Genomic DNA, 16,606 nt, shown 5'->3' on the forward strand with positions numbered 1-16,606 from the left:
GAGAAGGGCGCGGTGTGCGCGGTGATCGGCGGAAATGGGAAAGGGGTCCTGTCGGTTCAGCGACGGGCGGCCGGCTGGGCGGTGTGGGCCGGCGCCGGGGTCGGTGCGGGTTTCGTCTGCTGCTTGCGGGCGGAGCGTGCCCGGCCGCGGAGCGACGCGATACGGGCAGTGTGGGCGTCGACCACCTGCTGCGGGCGCAGCGGGCTGGGCTCCTGTATGGCGCTGTAGTGGCCAGTGCGGTCGTACATGCCGCGCTGGAGCGGGCTGCGGTCGGCCAGCGCGGTGAGGAACGATCCGACATGGTGGGCGGGGACGTCCTCATCGAAGTAGGCGTGCCAGATGCGCGGGCCGGGGAACTGCCCGTCGCCGGGCTCGCAGGTCTCAACGTGCCAGGACGACCGGTCACTGAATTCGCTCAACGGGCGCAGTTCGATGTGGCACATGGAGTCCGGTGAGCGCGCCGTACCGTCCGAGTCGCGGTGCCAGCCCGCCGAGGTCACCGGCTGCCACGGGTCTGGCTGTTGTGGCGGCGGGGCGATGAGGGCGTCGGTGAAGCCGGTGAGGACCTCGGCGGGCACGAGTTCACCGAACTCGGCGTACCAGCCGGGCTCGGTGTCGGTGGGCTCGGCCCGCAGCCGCCACCACGCAGAGGTGGCGGACTGCGGGTCGAACTGGAGGCTGTGGCGGAGGTCGGGACTGCGCAGGACGATCTCGGCACTCAAAGGGTCGGAGACGGCGCTCCATCCGGCGGCGGCCAGGCCGTGGGTGACGTGGCGGGCATCCCCGGGGCCGGCGAGGTGGCGGGGGCTGGTGTCGAAGGGGATCCGCCAGGCGTGCTTGTCGGCGAACCCGGCGAGCTGCCGTTCGCTCAGTGGCACCGGCCGCACCCCGGCTCGCTCGAGGCGGCGCTGACGATCTGCTTGCGCAGCTCGTCCAGGACGTAGTGGAGCATGTACTGGTCGGTCTGCACCCACGCGGCGGCACGCAGCTCGGTGACCAGATCGCTGATCTTCTCGCTGCGTGGTGTGTTCGGGTGGCTCTGTACGGCGCGGGCGAGGGCGCGCAGGGTGTCGCCGAGTTGGATGGGCAGGCCGGTGTATTCGTCGAGGAGGGGCTCGACGAGAGCGAGCGCCTCCTTGGGGTCGGGGTTCTCGCGCAGGTATTCGGTGAGGCGGCACAGGGTGTCGGTCGCGGCGCGGATGGTGTCCGGGGTGAGTGCGGGCATCGGGCTCCTCGGGGTGGTGGGTGTCGTGGTCAGCGGCGGGTTCGTGCGCCGTCGGCGGCGGCGTGGGCGCGGGCGGTGGTGCGCGGTCTGGTGCTTCGGGCGCTGTTGCGGGCCCAGGTGGCGGCTCGGGCGGCCGTGATGCGGGCCTGTTGCCAGGCGCTGAGTTGGGAGGGCTTGACGCATACCGACCAGGTGCGGATCTGCGCGCTGTGGGGTACGCGTCCGCGCGGGCGCATCACGGGGTCGGGGCTGGCGAGTTCGGTGGAGAAGGCTTGCACGAGGTGCATCGGGGTGTTCGGCGTGAAGTGGGCCGTCCAGCCGTTGCCTTGCTTGTCCTGCGCTCCGCTCCACCACATCGCCGCCCCGTCGGGGTTCTGGCGGTACTGCATCCAGGCGGTGCCATCGGGGCTGGTCGCGACGTAGTGTTCGCCCTCGAAACGCGTGTGCCAGTTCTGCTCCTGCAGTGGAGCCCAGACGTTGGGGGCGTGTGCGGAGCGGGGACGGGTGAGGGCGTCGGTCAGGCCGGCGACGATCTCTACCGGGGCCTGACGGCCCAGGTGCGCCGACCACTCGCCGCTGGCCCCGTCTGCCCGGCCGTGGATGGTCCAGCCGCCGGGAAGGACGTAAGGGTCGTAGGCGACGCGGACGGTCCGGTCCGGGCTCTCCATGAACAAGGGGCCGCCGGTCTTGGACTTGTCCCGCCAGCCCGAGGCGCGCAGGAACTCCGAGACGTGCCGGACGTCGCCGCCGCCTGCCAGGGCACGGGGCTGGACGAGGTAGTGCTGCTCGGCCTGCTCGCCGGGCCCCCAGCCCTGCCACTGCTTCTTCTTCACCGGCGCCGCCGGACCACGAGTGGTGCGGGCACTGGGCGCTTCGCCGCGGTGGTGGCGGGCTGGGTGCTGACGTGCGCCAGGGCGTCCTTGTGTTCGTCCAGGTCGAGGGTGATGTCGTGCAGTTCGTTCGAGGCACGGCCCAGAGCGAGCCACACCTCCGCGGGGAGCGCGCCGCGCTCTGCCTGGTCCTTGGCGAACACGCTTCCGGTGGCGACGAGGTGAGTGACGCCGCCGAGGACTCCGGCGTCCGGGTCGAGAACGCGGGCGATGATCTGCGCGGCCTGGGGTGGGGGAAGCTGCGAGAGGTGGTCGGCGAGCTGGCCGAGCTGGCGGGTGATCTCGTCGGCCAGTCTCACCGGATAGGGGGCGGGGTGGGACATGCTCCTCCGGGGCGGTGAACGGTCAGTGGTGGTGGCGCTGCCCGACGCGCTGTGACTCGGTGAGGACGCCCTCCGGGCGGGCGCCGGTCAGCGGGGAGGCGTGGTCGGGACCGGTCGGTATGCAAGCGCGCAGATAGCGGCGGAACAGGGCTGTGGCGAGCCGGGGCTTGAGACGGTTGCTGATCGGTGGGGGTGTGCGGGGTGCTACGGGTTTCTCCGGGAGTCGGGCGGTGTGCTGGGCGGCCCCGGCGTGGTGCCGGGGCCGCTCGGGCGTCTTACGGGGTACGGCGGGCCGGTGCGGAGTGCGACGGGGAGCCGTCCGGTGCCGGTTGCTGCGCTGCGGGACGGGCCGCTCTGGTGCGGAGGCCGTGCATGGCCAGCCGGCAGGCGGCTTCGTCGAAGACGCCGGGCGTGCACTTGACGTCATGACCGGTCAGGAGCAGGGCGGGGATGCCCAGGTCGGCCTCCGCCTGGTTCATCGAGTCCTGGCGGTTGGCGTACGGGTGCCGGACGGGGTCGGCGGCATGGATGCCGGGGCTGAGGTAGGCGCGGTCCGTCCGGCGGGGTGCTGGAGGGCGGTACCGATGCCGAGCGCGTCGAGGCGCGGGCCGATCTCGCGTAGGGCGCGGGCCTGGACCTGGGTGTCGTCACCACCCAGGCGGTAGATGCCGCTCTGCGGGTCCTGGATAAAGCCGTGGGCGACGAGGATCGTGCCGGCCCGGTCGTCGGCGGGGGCGGTGGCGACGCTGCCGTCCGGCTGCCAGGTCAGGACGATCCGGTCCGGCTGGGAGGGCTGGATGCCACCCAGGGCGTTGTGCCGGACCTGTGCGAGCGCACGGTCGTAGCGGGCGAGCAGATCGCCAGCGACCTGCTCGGCACTCAGGAACGGGTCGTCTGCCAGGGCGACGCCGTTGGGCTCAGGGACAGCCCGGTACGCCTCGTCGGGCAGGGCGCGCGGGGCGACGGCGGCGAGAAGGAAGCCGTCGCGTCCGTCGTGCCGGTCCAGGAGGACGAGCTGGGCGCCGTCGGGGCGGCTCAGGACGGCTGCCTGCGTCAGCGGGTGCTCGGCGAGGGAGGCGGCGACCAGGTCCAGGTCCCAGATCCGGTCGGCGATTTCGGCGAGGTCGTCTTTGGCGTCGGCTGTCAGGTGCGTGCTGGTCCAGGTATCGGGGAGTTCACCGGCGAGGACGTCGGCGTACGAGGCGAGGTGCTCGGAGGTGTCGTGGTCGTGCATGGTGTCCTTGGGCAGTTGCAGGGGCTCAGCGGCGCAGGCGGGTGGCACCGACGGGCGGCGGTGCCGGGGCCGGCAGTGCACGCGGCGGGGGTGGGCAGGCGTACACGGCGGAGCGTTCGGGCTCGTGGTCGGGCACCTGCTCGGCGCAGGGGCGGCGGCCGGGGTGAGGGGCGTGCCGGTCGGCCAGCCGTTCGCGGGTGTACGCGAGGTCGGAGTGGATGACGCGGACGTATTCGTCGGCGAGGTAGCGCAGGCGCCGGGCGGTGTGCGGATCGGTCGCGTTGCCGAGTTCGTCGAAGAACTCCGCCAGAGCGCCGAGGGTTTCCTCCAACCCGGCGAGGATGCCGTCGTGGGGCGCGGTGAGTTCGGTGAGGATGTCGGCTGCCTCGGCGGTGTCGGTGGCTTCGCGCAGGCGTTCGGCGAGGTGGGAGACCGAGGTACCGAGCGTGGGATAGCGCGCGGGGCGGGCGTCGGTGTCGAAAGGTTCGTCGCAGTCGACGTGGTACCCGGCAGCCCGCAGGCGCGCTACGGCATCGGTGGCGAGACGGGACTCGTCGTCCTCGGTGAGGCCGGCGGGGGCGCGGTGGTAGGTCTCGTGGAGGCGGACGACCGCGATGAATCCCGCGCGCTGGAGAATGCTGTGTGCCTCCAAGTCCCCGCCGCGCGCGAGGAGTTCGCTGGATTTCGAGTCGCGGCGGATGTCCATGAAGCGGCCGGTATGGGGCAAGAAGGCGTTGCTCCTACGGAGATCTGTGGGCGGTGTGCCGGGCAACGGGCGGTGCAGCGGCGATCCGGGACCGGCGGACCAGGTGGGCCGCGGTGGTGTCCAGGTCCTGCTGGATCGCGTGGAGCCGGCGGGCGATCAGCTCCAGACCGTGTGCCGCTTCGATGCTGGCGGCTCCGGGCTGGCGGGCGATGCGGTGAGCGGTGTGCTCGATCAGTCCGCGGACCGTGGCCAGCGGGCCGGCCTGCTCGTCGGCGAGCTGCGTAAGGACGCTCGCGAACTGCGCGGATGCGGTGGGCGCCGTACGGACAGCGGGGCGTATCGCGGGTCCGGTGCGGGCGGGGATCAAGTTGAGGTCCTGTTCGATGCGGCGTGCCTCGTCCGCAAGGCGCCGCAGTATGTCTGAGGGCGGGGTGCGCCAGGTGCCGTCGAGGTGGATCAGGTTGGCGATCAGGTCCAGGCGCCCGGGCTGTGCCTGGACGGCGATCCACCGCCAGCCGTGCTCCGCGGCGCCGGGTATCTCGATACCGGCGGCTCGCGCGAACCGGTGAGCGGTTTCGGCCCACTCGGGACCGGTCAGCTCCCGGTCGTCCGGGTGGAGGCGGATGTCGAGATGGAGGATCGCCCGCCAGTGGTCGTCCGCACTGGCAGTGAACGGATGCTCCAGGTAGGGATCTTCGAGGTGCTCGGCCCACTGAACGGACGTCCAGGTTCTCTGCTCGTCATCCGGGGTGTAGTAGTCCAGGCCCGGCCAGTGGGCGACGATGGTGTACTCCGTCAGACCCTCGTTCGGGGAAAGGGGCCGCCCGAGTGCCTCGGCGAGCGGGTCGCGCGGCGAGTGGGTCCGCGCGTGCAGGCGGGGGATCATGACGGCACCCCGCTCGACGTGCGGGTGGGCGGCCGATGCTGATGAAGGTCGCGGGCTATGCAGAGCAGGGAGCGCTCGCGGACCAGGTCGGCGTGCACCGAGGTGTCCCCCGGCGGGAGACAGTCGATCGCCCTGTCGATGGCGCCCAGCCCTTCGTCGTACCGGCCCAGCCGCCGCAGGGCACCCGCCACGCGGAAGAGGACGATCGGGTCGCTGCCGGTGGCGAGGGCCGGACGGGAGCTGAGGGCCAGGAGACGCTCCGCGCCGTGGTCCAGGTCCTGGCCGAGCCACAGCCCGTGCAGCAGGACGTGCAGGGTCTTGGTGTGCTGCCCGGCCTCCGCGAGGACCTCGTCCATGACCGCCAGGCCCTCCGGGCGGGACTGGCCCAGCAGCGCGAAGGCGTACAAGGTCCGCGTGTAGCAGTCCAGCGGCTGACGCGCGGTTTCCGCGAGTTGTTCGACGAGGCGTTGGAGGGTGGGGCAGCGGAAGTCGAACCGCAGGGCGCTCAGGTACAGATGAGCCAAGGTGCGGGCGGTGATCGGGTCAAGGCCCATTGCGGTGACGTCCTGCGGGGACAGCAGGGCCAGGACGCTGTGGCCGGCCGACCGTGCCGCCCAGGCAGCATCCGCGCACACCTCGGCCGAAGTTCTCCAGTCGGCCTCGATGTCGCGGAGGTCTTCGGCCAGGTGAAGCGGCCAGGAAGAATCGACCGGAGATGCGGTGGCTCGGGCCCTGGCTCTGTCGAGCGCGGCGAAACGGCCGGGACGGTGCGTGGGGGAAGTCATCGACCACTCCGGATGTCCGCGATGTGCACGAGCTGGCCCAGGGCGGTGGTGATGTACCAGCCGCAGTCGATCAGCTCGTCGCGGTTGGCGAACCGCGTAAGGAGGGCATCCTCCATGGCCCGTAGGTAGATCAGGCAGTCCGGGCAGCGGCGCGAGAGGTGCACGAGGTAGCGGGGGTGGGCGGTGACGTAGGACTGGGCGCCGCCGGTCGCATCACGCAGCCGCCAGCCGTCCTCGTCGGTCGGGGTGTGCCAGGACGGGGCCACGACGCGCATCGCATCGCCCCACAGTTCGCCGCCGGCCATCCCCTTCAGGACGACGACGGTGTCACCGGCCTGGAAGTGGGCGTGAGTGATGTCCCGATCGGGGGTGAGCGGGTCGGGCGTCGGTGCGAACGCCGAGGTGGGCGGGGGCTGGGACATGAGTTCCTTCCACGCAGATGCTGGCGGGGTGGGAGCATCAATAGTCCGGAGGAACGCCGGTTTGGCTAACCGGCGTTCTCCGGCTATGTTGCCCCGCCGTCAGCGGAACGGGTTCTCCGTCCCGCGGTCCGCCTCATCGGCTGCGTCGAGGAGTTCGAGCAGGTCAGTGCCTTCGGCGTCGCGCTGGTCGATCCACCATCCGGCACGGGTGATGGTGCGGGCCTTCTCCTCCAGCTCCGCCCAGTCCGCCTCGTCCCACGTGCCCTCGACCACGAGTGCGGTGTGCGCGGATGTCATCAGCTGGTGGCGGGAGCGCTCACCCCAGTCCAGGGCCTTGGCCGGGCCCTCCAACTGCGGCATGTCGAACTGCTTCGCCCACGCGAGGGCTGCCTGCTGCTCCTCGGCCCGCTTGGCCGCGAGCCACTCCTCCTTGGACCCGGTGTCGGCGTCGCGCGCCGCCTTCCAGCAGTCGGTGCAGTCCTTCGACGCGAGCCAGCGGGCGAAGCTGGCCCGCTTGTCGGCAGGGCGGTTGGACAGGTCGTGATCCACTCGGTGGGAGCAGGCGTGCTCCACGGTCCAGTGCGTACGCACGGCCATAATTCGATCTCCTCAAAGGGGTTGGAAGTAGTGGGGTTGCGCCCTGATCAGGGCGTCATGTACCGGCCACGGAGCAGGCACCGGCGCCAGCCGCACCGCGACTGCCCGCAGAGCCCAGATGTCGGCGCGCGGCGAGAAGGACGGTGAGAGCGAAGGCCGCGCCGGTGCCAGGGAGCGCCGGGCCGGCGAGCGGCTGCTTGGCGAGGTGTCCGGCGAGGGCGGCGCGGCGGGCGGGATGCTTGGCCAGGAATCACGGCCACCAGGAGAGGTGTGCCTGCAACGAGGCTTCGCGCGTGAAGACCAGGTGAGTGGGAGTCGCTGCAGCTTGGGCCCCCAAGAAACGGCTACCAACTTGCCTGGGTGTCAGTGGGGTTGGCTACCATGGACGTGGTTGACGAGATCCTTGAAAGGCATGGTGCATTGGTGATGATGGCCAACCGCTACGGCGCTCCATCCGAGGAGCGATAGGCGCGCCTGGCCGGCGCTTCCCTATCGCGACGCCCGCTGGGCGGCGACGCTGTGACGTGAATCCAGCGCAGGCTGCACCCTGCCCTGATTCAGGTGACGGCGCTCCGACGGAGTATGGGAGGGCCCTACTTGTCTGCCACCACTTCTACCTGTGACCACCGCGTGTATCACGTTGTCGTCGTTGCTCTGGTATCCGTCATCGCTGGGCTGGTTGCGGGGATCGGCTCCGCTGTTCTGGGGCAGCCTGCCCTCACCGCCGTCGCTTCTGGCGGTGCGGTCCTTGCCTTCACCTACGGCGCCGGCATGACCGCCGTGTCACACGTGAGTAAGCGTCAGCAGTAGCCGCTGCTCCGGGGCGGCTGGCATGGCCGCCCCTAGGCCGTGGGCGCTCAAGACAGCTCACGATCGTGCTCGTATTTTGCGAGGGCAAGGTTGATCGCGTACTGCTCCATGGGCTCGTGTTCGTCAAGACCAGGTGGGACATGGGCTTAGCGGTGTCGGGCGGTGGTGCTGGCGCGGGGTGGCGGCTTGGGCGGTGTGGTGTCCACGGCGGGGCGCGGACGGGTGCGCAGCACGGGGGTGCGGTGCGGGGGCAGGACGGCGACGGTCGCGTCGAGGTCCTCGGCCGCCTCTTCGACTTCGCGGGTGAGGAACTCGATCTGTCGGCTCAGCGCTGCCAGGCGGGCGGCGATCTGGCGGCCCTGCACGGTCTCCAGGGCGCTGGCGAACTGGCCGCTGGTCTCCAGGAGTTCCTGCAGGCGGACCATCGGGCCGGCGTCATAGCCGCGCTGGACAGCGCTGAGAAGCGCGTTGGAGGCGTCACCGGCACTGTGGCCTTCGACGACATCGCGGATGAGGTCCTGCAGGGACACCTCCGGGACCGGTGCCGGGCGGTTGAACCGGGAGACGTCCGCGCGCAGCACGCCGGGCGGAACCGGAGCGGGCAGCACCTTGCCCGCCTCGTACTCGTGGGCGTAGTGCCCGACAACCTGCCAGCCCGGTGCGTCCGGGTCGCCGCGCAGCGCGACCACCGTCGAGTCGTCATCCTCGACCAAATAGGCGAGGGTGATCGGCTGCCCGTCGGCGGCGTACCACGACTCGGTCAGCTCCAGCTCGCCGCGCCTTTGCGCGGCCTGGGCCTTCTTGGTCCACATTTGCTGTTCCTCGTCGGTCAGCGGAGCTTTGTGGTGCTGGCCGCCCTGCTGGTCGGCGAGGTTGCTGGCGATGGAGCCGTGGTCCGCCCAGGCGGCCAGGTGCGGCCACAGGGCCGCGTGCTGAGCGCGCGCGGCCGGGGAACCGGGGGCGGCTGGCCGGTCGAGCGCCCGGCGGATCTCGGCGGCCGAAACGGCCAGGCCGTCCAGGACGGCCCGCCACCCGGCCAGGTGCCGAGCGGGTGGCAGCTCATCGAGCACCAGGCGGGCGGCATCGAGGAGAGCCTCGGCGTGCGGGGCGAGGTGGGCGGCGTACGCCTCCACCGCGGCCTTGTCGCGGTGGGCTCGTGCGGCAGCCGCGGCGCCCGCGTTAACGGTACGACCGTAGCGGTCGCGTGTCCTATCGAGCGCGGCCTCGGTCTCGCGGTCGATGACCGCCAGCCGCAAACGGAAGTCGCGTGCCGCGTTGGCCAGTTCGGGAGCGGTCGGCAAGGGGCCGTCGGGGGCCGGACTGCTCGCGGGAGTCATCGGGACCGCCCGCCGGTCGCGGCCGTCAGGTGGACGGTCGGAGCGTAGGTGGGCTTCGGCGGGATCGGCCGGGCCGCTGGCGGGGAGGTGGTGGGCGGTGTAGAGCGCTGCGTCGTCCGGCCGGCGGCGGCCCGGGCGAGACGGCTGCGGCGCTCCTCGAGTCCGTGGGGCCGGGCGGGGTGTGCCGGTCCGGCCGAGAGGGACGGGTCAAGCCGGATGTCGGCCTGCACGGTGTAGCCCTGGCGGCGCAGGTCGTGGACGGCTTGGCGGGTGCGGCGGACTCCGTCGCGCTCGGGCTCGCTGAGCCGGTACAGGCCGGGTTCTCCGGGAACGGGCTCGAACTGCTCGCGCTCCAGGTACCAGTGGGCGAGGTGCGCGGGCATAGACGCGGTGAAGGAGGCGACGAAGCCGTGTTCCTCGTGGTCGCCGAAGGCGAAGTGGGTGCCGGGGTGCAAGGGGGCAGTGTTCTCCTCGGGGCGTGGGGCGGAAGGGGTCAGGGGCCGCGGTGCGCGGGCCGGGCCGTGGTGAAGGGGCGGGCCGGCGCGGCGACGGGCAGGGCCGGGCGGCGGTGGGGTGCGCTGATGCGGGCCTGCCGCAAGAACGTTTCGCCGTCAGTGAGCCAGGTCTCGATGGCCGGCCACGCGCGTGCTCGGCGCTCCTGCTCCGGCACGAAACCGCCGTGGACGATCTCGTCGACCAGGGTCTCGGCATCGATCACGGCGTCGGCCAGACGGGAGAGGGCCGCGGCGTCGTCGGGCCACGGGCTGCTCGCGGGTCGGCACCGGTCGAGCAGCGCCGGGGCGTGGTCGACGACGGTCAGGAAACGGCGCCAGGCGTGGTCGAGGAACAACTCCGTCGCGGCGCCGAGAGCGGCGGCGCTCAGCGGGGTGGCGTCGCTGTAGCGGCCGGAGGCGTTCATGGCCTGCCAGGTGTCGTGCTCGCAGCGGATGTCCCCGAGCACGGCGGCGATGGCCGCCGTCTGGCGGGCGTGGACGGCCTGCTCGTAGGCGGGGAGGTACCGGCCGGTGAGGGCCTGGGCAGCCCGCCCGGCAACCGGCGGCAGGACGATGCTGCGCGGGGCGTGGGGATCGCCGTAGCCCCCTTCCAGTCCCTCGGGCGAGAAGGCTCCAACCAGGTAGTCGACTTGACGGCCGGGACGTTCGATGAACAGCAGCGTGGTGCCCTGCACCGCGTCGGTGAGGAGCGCGGCGTAGGGGATTCGCTCGCTCTGGACGGCGCGGCCGAGTTCGCCGCTGTCCCAGATCCAGGGGACGAGGTCTTCCTGCCAGGCGGGGTGCGAGTAGATCTCGACCGAGGCGCGCCACTGGCCGGGCAGGAGGCGCGTGAGGTCGCGGGCGGCGTCGCCGATGAACCGGCGGCTGCTCGTGTGCACGCTGGTGCGGTGCCGCTTCGCGCACCTGATCAGGTCGACCACGGTGGTCTTGGTGCCGTCCGCGGGCAGGTGCCAGACGCCGTCGTCGTCCCGCTGGAAGCCGTTCTCCGCGAGGGCGGTGTGCGCCCAGGGGTACTGCTCGCCCGAGGCGATGGCGACGATCCCGGACTCCCGGCTGTGCGTCAGGATGATCTGCGCCTCAGCCATGGACCAGGTCTGTAGGGAGCGCGACTTCGTGAGCACGGGCTCCCGCGGAAACATCGAAATCCGCACGCAGTGAGCCGTGGCGCTGTAGGTGCAGATTGAGCAATCGGTGGTTCTCCTAGCTCGGATAGGTAACGGCGAGTGAGGTACTAATGGCCGCGGTGAACGTTGGTTCCGGTAACCAGGGTCGGCCTTGACGCTGGTGGACCAGGTCGCTCTCGGCCCAGCAGGTCGGCGCGGCGGCTAGAGTCCAAACTCCCTTGCGAGGCAGGAGATTGGCTATGAGCGACCTGGCGATGTTGGCCGTCGTTAGCGCGTACAACCTGCGCTTCATCCGGTACTGGGACGCCGAGAGCCGGATTGTCGGGGACGCGGGGCCGAAGGTGACTCGACCCCTGCCCGGTGTTCCCGGCCTGCACATGTTCTATGACCAGTCGGACGTGGATGCTCCACACCAAGATCTCAATGAGGTGGGTCGTCGGGTCGTCGAGGCTTTCGGTCATCCGCGCCAGGACGAGATGCGTGGGCAACTCTGCATCTATCTCGCTGACGCAGAGGGTGCCCCGGTGGACATGCCGCCCTGGTTGCGCGACCGCATCCAGGAGGAGGTCGGCCGCGCCCGCGCTAACACCCGGGCTTGAGGAAAGTGACAACTACTGAACGTTGCCAATGCTCATGATCACCTGGATTTGCTCGGACAGTGCTCATGATCACGCGGAAATGCTCACGAATTCGCGGATCCTAGAAGGTCCTCGCCGTGCAGGACGGAGCGCAGGCTGCGGCCGTACGCCCAGGCGTGCTCGCGGGCCGCCACCTCCAGCTGGTCGTATCCGACCTGGGCTGTCATCTGCCCGTTCCACTTGCGGTACCTGTACACGGGCACTGGCAGCAGGATCCCGCGCGCGAGCGCGGTGACGCCGAGGGCTGCGCAGTAGTCCTCGCCCTGGACGAGGCCGCCCATCGGCGCGGCGCGCACGAGGTCGGTGCGGGCGAGGATCGTGGTCGGCCCGATGGGGATGGTGTCCGCCGGCGACTTCCAGTACGTCCACACGTCGCCGGCCGCGTGCCGGCCGGGCGGCGTGGGGCAGCGCCACAGGGTGGTCGAGCCGTCGGGGTAGTGGTCCTCGCTCCAGCCCGCACACCAGCCGACCCCGGTCGACTCCAGGGTGTTCAGCCGTACGGCCATCGCATCGTCGGTGAACTCGTCATCGTCATCCGCCCAGTTGGTGTACGGGGTGCGTACGTGGTTCAGGGCCAGGTTGCGGGCGCAGGCGGCGCCGACCGGCCGGGGCAGCGACAGGGTGCGAACGCGGGCATCCTGTGCGAGCGGGGCCGGCAGGCGGTCGGGCGAGGCACCGTCGAGTGCGATCACGGCCTCCCACGGCACGGACTGCCGGGTCAGGCTCGCGTGCATGGCGGTCAGGTAGTCGAGCCGGTCTTCGCGCAGGCGGCTGGCGATGACGACGGTGATCAGGGGCGTGGTGTGCGGGGGCAGGGAAGGCTCCGGGAAGACGAGGGAAAGCTAGCGGCGGGCGGTGGGGCGCGAGGGGCCGGCCTTCGCCGGGGCTGCGGCAGGAGCGCTCGGAGTCGGCGTGCTGCGCGATGCCCGGATAGCGGGCGGGGAGGCGCGGGAGGACCAGGCCGCCGGGTGGTCGTTGAAGGCGGTGCGCGGGTCGATGGACCAGCTCACGATGGGGCCGATGTCCTCGTGCAAGAGGCTGATCACCTCGACGCCCTCCTTGTGTAGGACGTACCCCCACTCAATGTCCTGCGCATCGGCTGTCTCGTCGGTGACCGACATGCGTACCGGCGGAGAGCCGTCCGGGGTGACCAGCTGGTCGAGGGTTCGGCTGGGCCAGTGCTCGCCGCCGGTCAGCGCGGCCACGAGTGCGGGCGGGGCATCGTCGAGGAGATCGGTGCCGAGTTCCTCCCAGCCGACGGCGACGTCGTCGATGAGGTGCCGCCACATGGCCTCGACGTTGCGTCCGAACTTGTACTGGTAGGCGGCCAGCAGCAGGGGGAGGTGGTGGCTGGGCACGCCGTCGAGCTGGACGTGGATGCCGGTGTACCCCGTGCCGACGGTGGGGCGGGCGATGAAGGAGCGAGTGGACAGGGAATTCTCCGCAGCAAGCAGGGGGCGGGAAACGGTCGGCGGCCATCAGGTGGCGCGCGGGTGCGTCTACGCGCGGTCCGACCAGGACGGGACCGGCGGGCCGGAGGCGTCGGTGCGGGCGCAGGTGTAGCCGATCAGGCGGGACGGGGCGGCCTTCGCGGGGACCGTGGCGGCGTCGTTGCACACGAACGTGTACCTGATGGAGGTGCGGGGCACGGCGTGGAGCCAGGCCCGGTCCTCCTTGCCGGGGTTGATCTGCAGGCCGGAGTGCGCGACGGCGTCGGTCTGCGTGTGCATGTGGGAGAAGAGGATCAGCGCGCCGCCGTCGGTGGTCTTGAGGGCGTAGGCGTCCTTGTAGCGGTTGTCGGCGCCGGCGAAGACGGTGGTGCCCTGGTACCCGTAGCGGGTGCCGGTCTTGTCGTGGACTTCGATCTGCCGCTTGCTCGCCGTGGTCGGCGTGAAGACCTTCGTCCCGGTGTGCGTGCCGCCGGTGGCGAAGTTGTCGAGCACCGCGGCACGCAGAACGCTGGCGTCGGCGGCGAGGTGCTTGTTGCCGTCGGCGGCGACGGCCGTCGCGTACCCGTCGTGGTCGAGTGCGATGTCCGGCAGTTTCGGGCTGTCGAGGTCGACGACGGAGACCATCTCCCAGCGCTTGTGCTGGGGTCGTTCGGCGAACACCGCCAGACGCGAGGGGGCCTTGCCCTTGTCGTCCGAGAGCGCGGCGGCGAACCAGCGGTCCTGTCCGGCGGCCAGGCGCGGGATGTACAGCTTGGTGCTGGCGGTGTCGTAGGACCAGGGCTTGTAGGGCGTGCGGTCGGCCGCGGGAAGTCCCTCGGTCTCGGTGTAGTCCGAGACGGACATGGCGTACAGCGGGCCGTCCTCGATGGTGTCGAGCAGGGCGCGGTTGCGATCAGCGTTGGCCTCGTTGTTGATCTGCGAGTAGTGGGTGATGACGGCGCGGGCCTGGGCGGCGCTGAGGGCAGGCGCCGGCTGCGGCGCGCTGCTGGCGCTGGGCGTCTGCTTGGCGACGGCAGCATCGTTGTCGGTGGCACAACCGGTGAGCGCCAGGGCGAGGCAGGCGGCGCCGGCGAACAGCGGCAGGGTGCGGCGGGTGATGCGGATGGAGACTCCAAGGATTTGAGGGCGGCGGGCGGGTCAGCGCGTACGGCGGATCGGGGACGCGGCCTTCGCTGAGGCCGGCGGAAGGGCGGCGCTGGTGGTGGGCGCCGAGTGGCGCAGGTTCACGCCGATGCCCTTGGCCGTGAGTTGCTGGACCACGGCGTGGACGCGAAGGGCGCGACCGGTGTCCCCGTAGGCGGTGGGCAGGAGGAACGCTGCTTGGTGCGGGTGGTACTGGAAGCCGTGGGTGTACAGGGTCATGCGGGCATCCACCGGCACGCTCTCGTACGGTGCGCCGAGGGCGCCGTCGCTGTAGAGGGTCAGCGTGAGGATCTGGTCGACCTGTGGCGGTTGGGGCCGGTGCGGTGGCCGGGGCTGGTGCGCCGCGTTGTTGAGGACGGCCTGCAGGGCTTCTCCGTAGCGGGGCAGCAGCCGCCGGGCGACTCGTGCTGCCGCGCGTGCGGGGTCCTTGGGAACAGCGATGCCGTTGGGTTCCTCCACTCCGGCGAAGTGGTGGGGCTTGATGTGCGTGCTGTCGGGTGTGAGCGGGGCGACGACGAACTGGTGCAGATAGCGGGGACGGTTGGCCACGTACAGCCTCTGGTCGGCCGGCCCGTGGAGCACGGCGTCGTGGGTGAGGACGTACTGGCTGACGACATAGTCGACGTGACCGGTGTCCCAGAGCTGCTCGGTACGGGGGAACTGGTCCGCGTACTGCGCGTGGCACTGGTACTCGCTGGTCCAGGTGCCGGGCAGGCGCGCGGCAAGGCCGGCGGCGAAGGCGGCCAGGTCGGTGGGGGGTGAGGTCATGTGTTCCTGGAGGGAAGCGATGGTCCGGGTCAGCGCGCGTTCCGCGGCTGCGCCGGCGGGAGCACTCGCGGGGGAAGGGACGGTGTACGGGCCGGGCTGGAGGGCAGTCGCGGCGCCGACGCGAGCGGGGTGAGGGCCCGCATCCGGTCCTCGGCCACGTGCAGGACCTCTGCGAGGTTGCGGATCTCGGCGGCGGCGTCGGCGAGGTCGTAGGACAGGTCGAAGCCGTCGTCCTCCTCCGCTTCCTTGGCCTTCTCCCCGACTGCTTCGAAGAACTCGCCGAGTTGCGCCAGCAGGCCGTCGGTGGGCTCCAGGATCTGGTGCAGCAGGGCAGCGGCATCCGCATGCGACTCGGCTCCATTGAGCCGGTCGGTCAGAGCGCGCAGCGCGTCGCCGTAGATGTAGATGGGAGCGTCGTCGGGTGTGCCGGGGACGTCACGGGCCTGGGGCGGGGGCGTCGGCTGGGCTGAGTGCACGTGTGGGCTTTCGCCGGGCAAGACGGGGTGCGGCAGCAGTCCGAGCTGGGTCAGGCGGTGGTTGATCGTCTCGATCAGGGGCTGGGCGCTGCCGCCGTGGCGGGCTTCGGGCCGCTGGGGAGCACCGGGGTCGTCGGAGGGGGCCGAGTCGTAGAGGACCTCGAACAGTGACGGGTCGTCGGGGTGCTCACGCGTCGCGATCCAGCCCTCGGGGTCTCCGGGCGGGCGCTCGGAGGACGGCTCCTGCGGCGGACCGATGATCAGGTAACTGTCGTCGGGGAGCGAGACGCGCACGATGTAGGCGCTGAGGCCGAACTCGATGTCGCACTGCAGGCCGCGCGCCCGCAGCGGCGTGGTGATGTGCGCGTGGCGACGCCACAGCTCCTGCCACCACGGGGTGTCCACGTTGCGGTGGTCGGGAAGCGGTGCGAGCGAGGCGACGCGGCGGGAGTCTGGGGTGCTCGCTTCGTCAGCGGCCACGGTTCCTCCCGCGGGAGGAGGCGGGCGATCGGTGCGGTGGAGGCGTCCGTCCAGCGGGGGTGACTCCCGGCTGCGACTCCTGACTGAAGCCGAGTTCGTACTCGTCGTGGGTGGCGATCAGGTCGTGTTCCATCTGGGCTTCCTGGTCGGCGACCTGTGCCATGAGGTCGTCGAGTTCGGCTCGGCGTTGTTGGTATTCGGCCCATTCGGTGGGGTTCAGGTGAGGGGGACGTTTCAAGAGGACTCCGTGTGCAGGCGGTGGCGGTGCCGTGTCGATCAACAGTGGTGGTCCCTCGCAATCGCGTTTGCGAGAGTCGGGCGGGACTGGAATCGCAGAGAGAGCTATCGGCGGGGCGCGGTGCCGGGGGACGGAGGAGCGGGTGGGACACCTGCGCTGGCCCCAGGCTGGCAGCCGGTCGGTGTCGCGGGGGTGGGGGCCGGGTCGTAGGCGGCGCGCAGCCTGCTCAGGCTGGCCTCGTCGGCGAGGGCCAGGACCGACAGCGCCCGGCTGGCCGCCGTCATCAGCAGGTTTGAGGGAGATCCCTTGGCCGCACCGCGGTTTTCCCGCCGCCACCGGGCGGCGGCGACGAGGTAGTCGCTCACGGCGCGCAGTGCAGGTTCGGCGGCGTCCAGGAAGTGGTCGGTGACTGCTTCGATCTCTGCCGGAGTCTGAGCCGCGGCGAGGGCGTCCAGGTAGGGGGTGAGACACCTCACGTTGTTATGCGGTCAAGCTGCGGCGGCCAGCTCGGTGGGAAAGGCGGTGTTTTCGTCGAACAACTTGCGGTGCTGGAGGCAG

At 71.1% G+C, this 16,606-nt stretch carries 22 protein-coding genes; 1 reads left to right on the forward strand and 21 read right to left on the reverse strand.

The window, feature by feature from the left end; all coding sequences use genetic code 11:
* Positions 1 to 56 precede the first annotated feature (56 nt).
* From ACWD3E_RS20555 to ACWD3E_RS20620, 14 genes are all read right to left on the reverse strand, one after another.
* Positions 57 to 878 (reverse strand): DUF317 domain-containing protein, encoded by an 822-nt coding sequence (locus ACWD3E_RS20555; protein ID WP_451388963.1) that lies wholly within the window; start codon positions 876 to 878, stop codon positions 57 to 59.
* Complete coding sequence (locus ACWD3E_RS20560; RefSeq protein WP_390655101.1) at positions 869 to 1,225, reverse strand: hypothetical protein; 357 nt, start codon at positions 1,223 to 1,225, stop codon at positions 869 to 871. The genes ACWD3E_RS20555 and ACWD3E_RS20560 overlap by 10 nt, the downstream gene beginning before the upstream one ends.
* Positions 1,226 to 1,254: 29 nt before the next feature.
* Positions 1,255 to 2,058, reverse strand: a complete 804-nt coding sequence (locus tag ACWD3E_RS20565; RefSeq protein WP_451388964.1) for a DUF317 domain-containing protein — start codon at positions 2,056 to 2,058, stop codon at positions 1,255 to 1,257.
* A complete protein-coding gene (locus ACWD3E_RS20570; protein WP_382103170.1) occupies positions 2,055 to 2,438 on the reverse strand; it encodes a hypothetical protein in 384 nt (127 codons plus the stop codon). The genes ACWD3E_RS20565 and ACWD3E_RS20570 overlap by 4 nt, the downstream gene beginning before the upstream one ends.
* A 275-nt stretch (positions 2,439 to 2,713) precedes the next feature.
* The gene (locus ACWD3E_RS20575) at positions 2,714 to 2,917 is read right to left on the reverse strand and encodes a hypothetical protein (RefSeq protein WP_365154886.1); all 204 of its coding nucleotides are present in this window, start codon (positions 2,915 to 2,917) and stop codon (positions 2,714 to 2,716) included.
* Positions 2,914 to 3,672, reverse strand: coding sequence for a hypothetical protein (locus ACWD3E_RS20580; RefSeq protein WP_390655099.1), 759 nt, complete (start codon positions 3,670 to 3,672; stop codon positions 2,914 to 2,916). The genes ACWD3E_RS20575 and ACWD3E_RS20580 overlap by 4 nt, the downstream gene beginning before the upstream one ends.
* 25 nt (positions 3,673 to 3,697) lie before the next feature.
* Positions 3,698 to 4,399, reverse strand: coding sequence for a hypothetical protein (locus tag ACWD3E_RS20585; RefSeq protein ID WP_451388965.1), 702 nt, complete (start codon positions 4,397 to 4,399; stop codon positions 3,698 to 3,700).
* A 13-nt stretch (positions 4,400 to 4,412) separates the two neighbouring features.
* A complete protein-coding gene (locus ACWD3E_RS20590; protein WP_451388966.1) occupies positions 4,413 to 5,264 on the reverse strand; it encodes a relaxase/mobilization nuclease in 852 nt (283 codons plus the stop codon).
* Positions 5,261 to 6,049, reverse strand: a complete 789-nt coding sequence (locus tag ACWD3E_RS20595; protein WP_451388967.1) for a hypothetical protein — start codon at positions 6,047 to 6,049, stop codon at positions 5,261 to 5,263. Before ACWD3E_RS20595 ends, ACWD3E_RS20590 begins: the two co-directional genes overlap by 4 nt.
* The gene (locus tag ACWD3E_RS20600) at positions 6,046 to 6,471 is read right to left on the reverse strand and encodes a hypothetical protein (protein ID WP_451388968.1); all 426 of its coding nucleotides are present in this window, start codon (positions 6,469 to 6,471) and stop codon (positions 6,046 to 6,048) included. Before ACWD3E_RS20600 ends, ACWD3E_RS20595 begins: the two co-directional genes overlap by 4 nt.
* A 99-nt stretch (positions 6,472 to 6,570) precedes the next feature.
* Complete coding sequence (locus ACWD3E_RS20605) at positions 6,571 to 7,068, reverse strand: hypothetical protein (protein WP_390655096.1); 498 nt, start codon at positions 7,066 to 7,068, stop codon at positions 6,571 to 6,573.
* Between the two features lie 956 nt (positions 7,069 to 8,024).
* On the reverse strand, positions 8,025 to 9,215 hold the full coding sequence (locus ACWD3E_RS20610; protein WP_451388969.1) for a hypothetical protein: 1,191 nt from the start codon (positions 9,213 to 9,215) through the stop codon (positions 8,025 to 8,027).
* Positions 9,212 to 9,670 carry a hypothetical protein gene (locus tag ACWD3E_RS20615; protein ID WP_334540730.1) on the reverse strand — a complete coding sequence of 153 codons (459 nt, stop codon included), beginning with the start codon at positions 9,668 to 9,670 and terminating at the stop codon, positions 9,212 to 9,214. Before ACWD3E_RS20615 ends, ACWD3E_RS20610 begins: the two co-directional genes overlap by 4 nt.
* Positions 9,671 to 9,708: 38 nt before the next feature.
* On the reverse strand, positions 9,709 to 10,815 hold the full coding sequence (locus ACWD3E_RS20620) for a hypothetical protein (RefSeq protein WP_451388970.1): 1,107 nt from the start codon (positions 10,813 to 10,815) through the stop codon (positions 9,709 to 9,711).
* Positions 10,816 to 11,093: 278 nt separating this feature from the next.
* Between ACWD3E_RS20620 and ACWD3E_RS20625 the strand changes: the two genes are divergently transcribed.
* Entirely contained in the window at positions 11,094 to 11,453 is a 360-nt protein-coding gene (locus tag ACWD3E_RS20625) for a hypothetical protein (protein WP_451388971.1), read from the forward strand.
* Positions 11,454 to 11,536: 83 nt separating this feature from the next.
* Here ACWD3E_RS20625 and ACWD3E_RS20630 read toward each other — a convergent pair whose 3' ends face one another.
* The 7 genes from ACWD3E_RS20630 to ACWD3E_RS20660 form a co-directional block, all read right to left on the reverse strand.
* Positions 11,537 to 12,286 carry a glycosyltransferase family 2 protein gene (locus ACWD3E_RS20630; protein WP_079102897.1) on the reverse strand — a complete coding sequence of 250 codons (750 nt, stop codon included), beginning with the start codon at positions 12,284 to 12,286 and terminating at the stop codon, positions 11,537 to 11,539.
* 48 nt (positions 12,287 to 12,334) lie between these two features.
* Positions 12,335 to 12,850, reverse strand: coding sequence for a hypothetical protein (locus ACWD3E_RS20635; RefSeq protein WP_451388972.1), 516 nt, complete (start codon positions 12,848 to 12,850; stop codon positions 12,335 to 12,337).
* Between the two features lie 141 nt (positions 12,851 to 12,991).
* Positions 12,992 to 13,786, reverse strand: a complete 795-nt coding sequence (locus ACWD3E_RS20640; protein ID WP_451388973.1) for a hypothetical protein — start codon at positions 13,784 to 13,786, stop codon at positions 12,992 to 12,994.
* 294 nt (positions 13,787 to 14,080) lie between these two features.
* Positions 14,081 to 14,854: a hypothetical protein gene (locus ACWD3E_RS20645; RefSeq protein ID WP_451388974.1), complete on the reverse strand. Its 774-nt coding sequence runs from the start codon at positions 14,852 to 14,854 to the stop codon at positions 14,081 to 14,083.
* Positions 14,855 to 14,883: 29 nt separating this feature from the next.
* On the reverse strand, positions 14,884 to 15,810 hold the full coding sequence (locus ACWD3E_RS20650; RefSeq protein WP_451388975.1) for a hypothetical protein: 927 nt from the start codon (positions 15,808 to 15,810) through the stop codon (positions 14,884 to 14,886).
* Positions 15,800 to 16,048 carry a hypothetical protein gene (locus ACWD3E_RS20655; protein ID WP_334540738.1) on the reverse strand — a complete coding sequence of 83 codons (249 nt, stop codon included), beginning with the start codon at positions 16,046 to 16,048 and terminating at the stop codon, positions 15,800 to 15,802. Before ACWD3E_RS20655 ends, ACWD3E_RS20650 begins: the two co-directional genes overlap by 11 nt.
* 104 nt (positions 16,049 to 16,152) lie before the next feature.
* Entirely contained in the window at positions 16,153 to 16,524 is a 372-nt protein-coding gene (locus tag ACWD3E_RS20660) for a hypothetical protein (RefSeq protein WP_451388976.1), read from the reverse strand.
* Positions 16,525 to 16,606: the final 82 nt, after the last annotated feature.

The organism is Streptomyces sp. NPDC002676 (assembly GCF_053592455.1).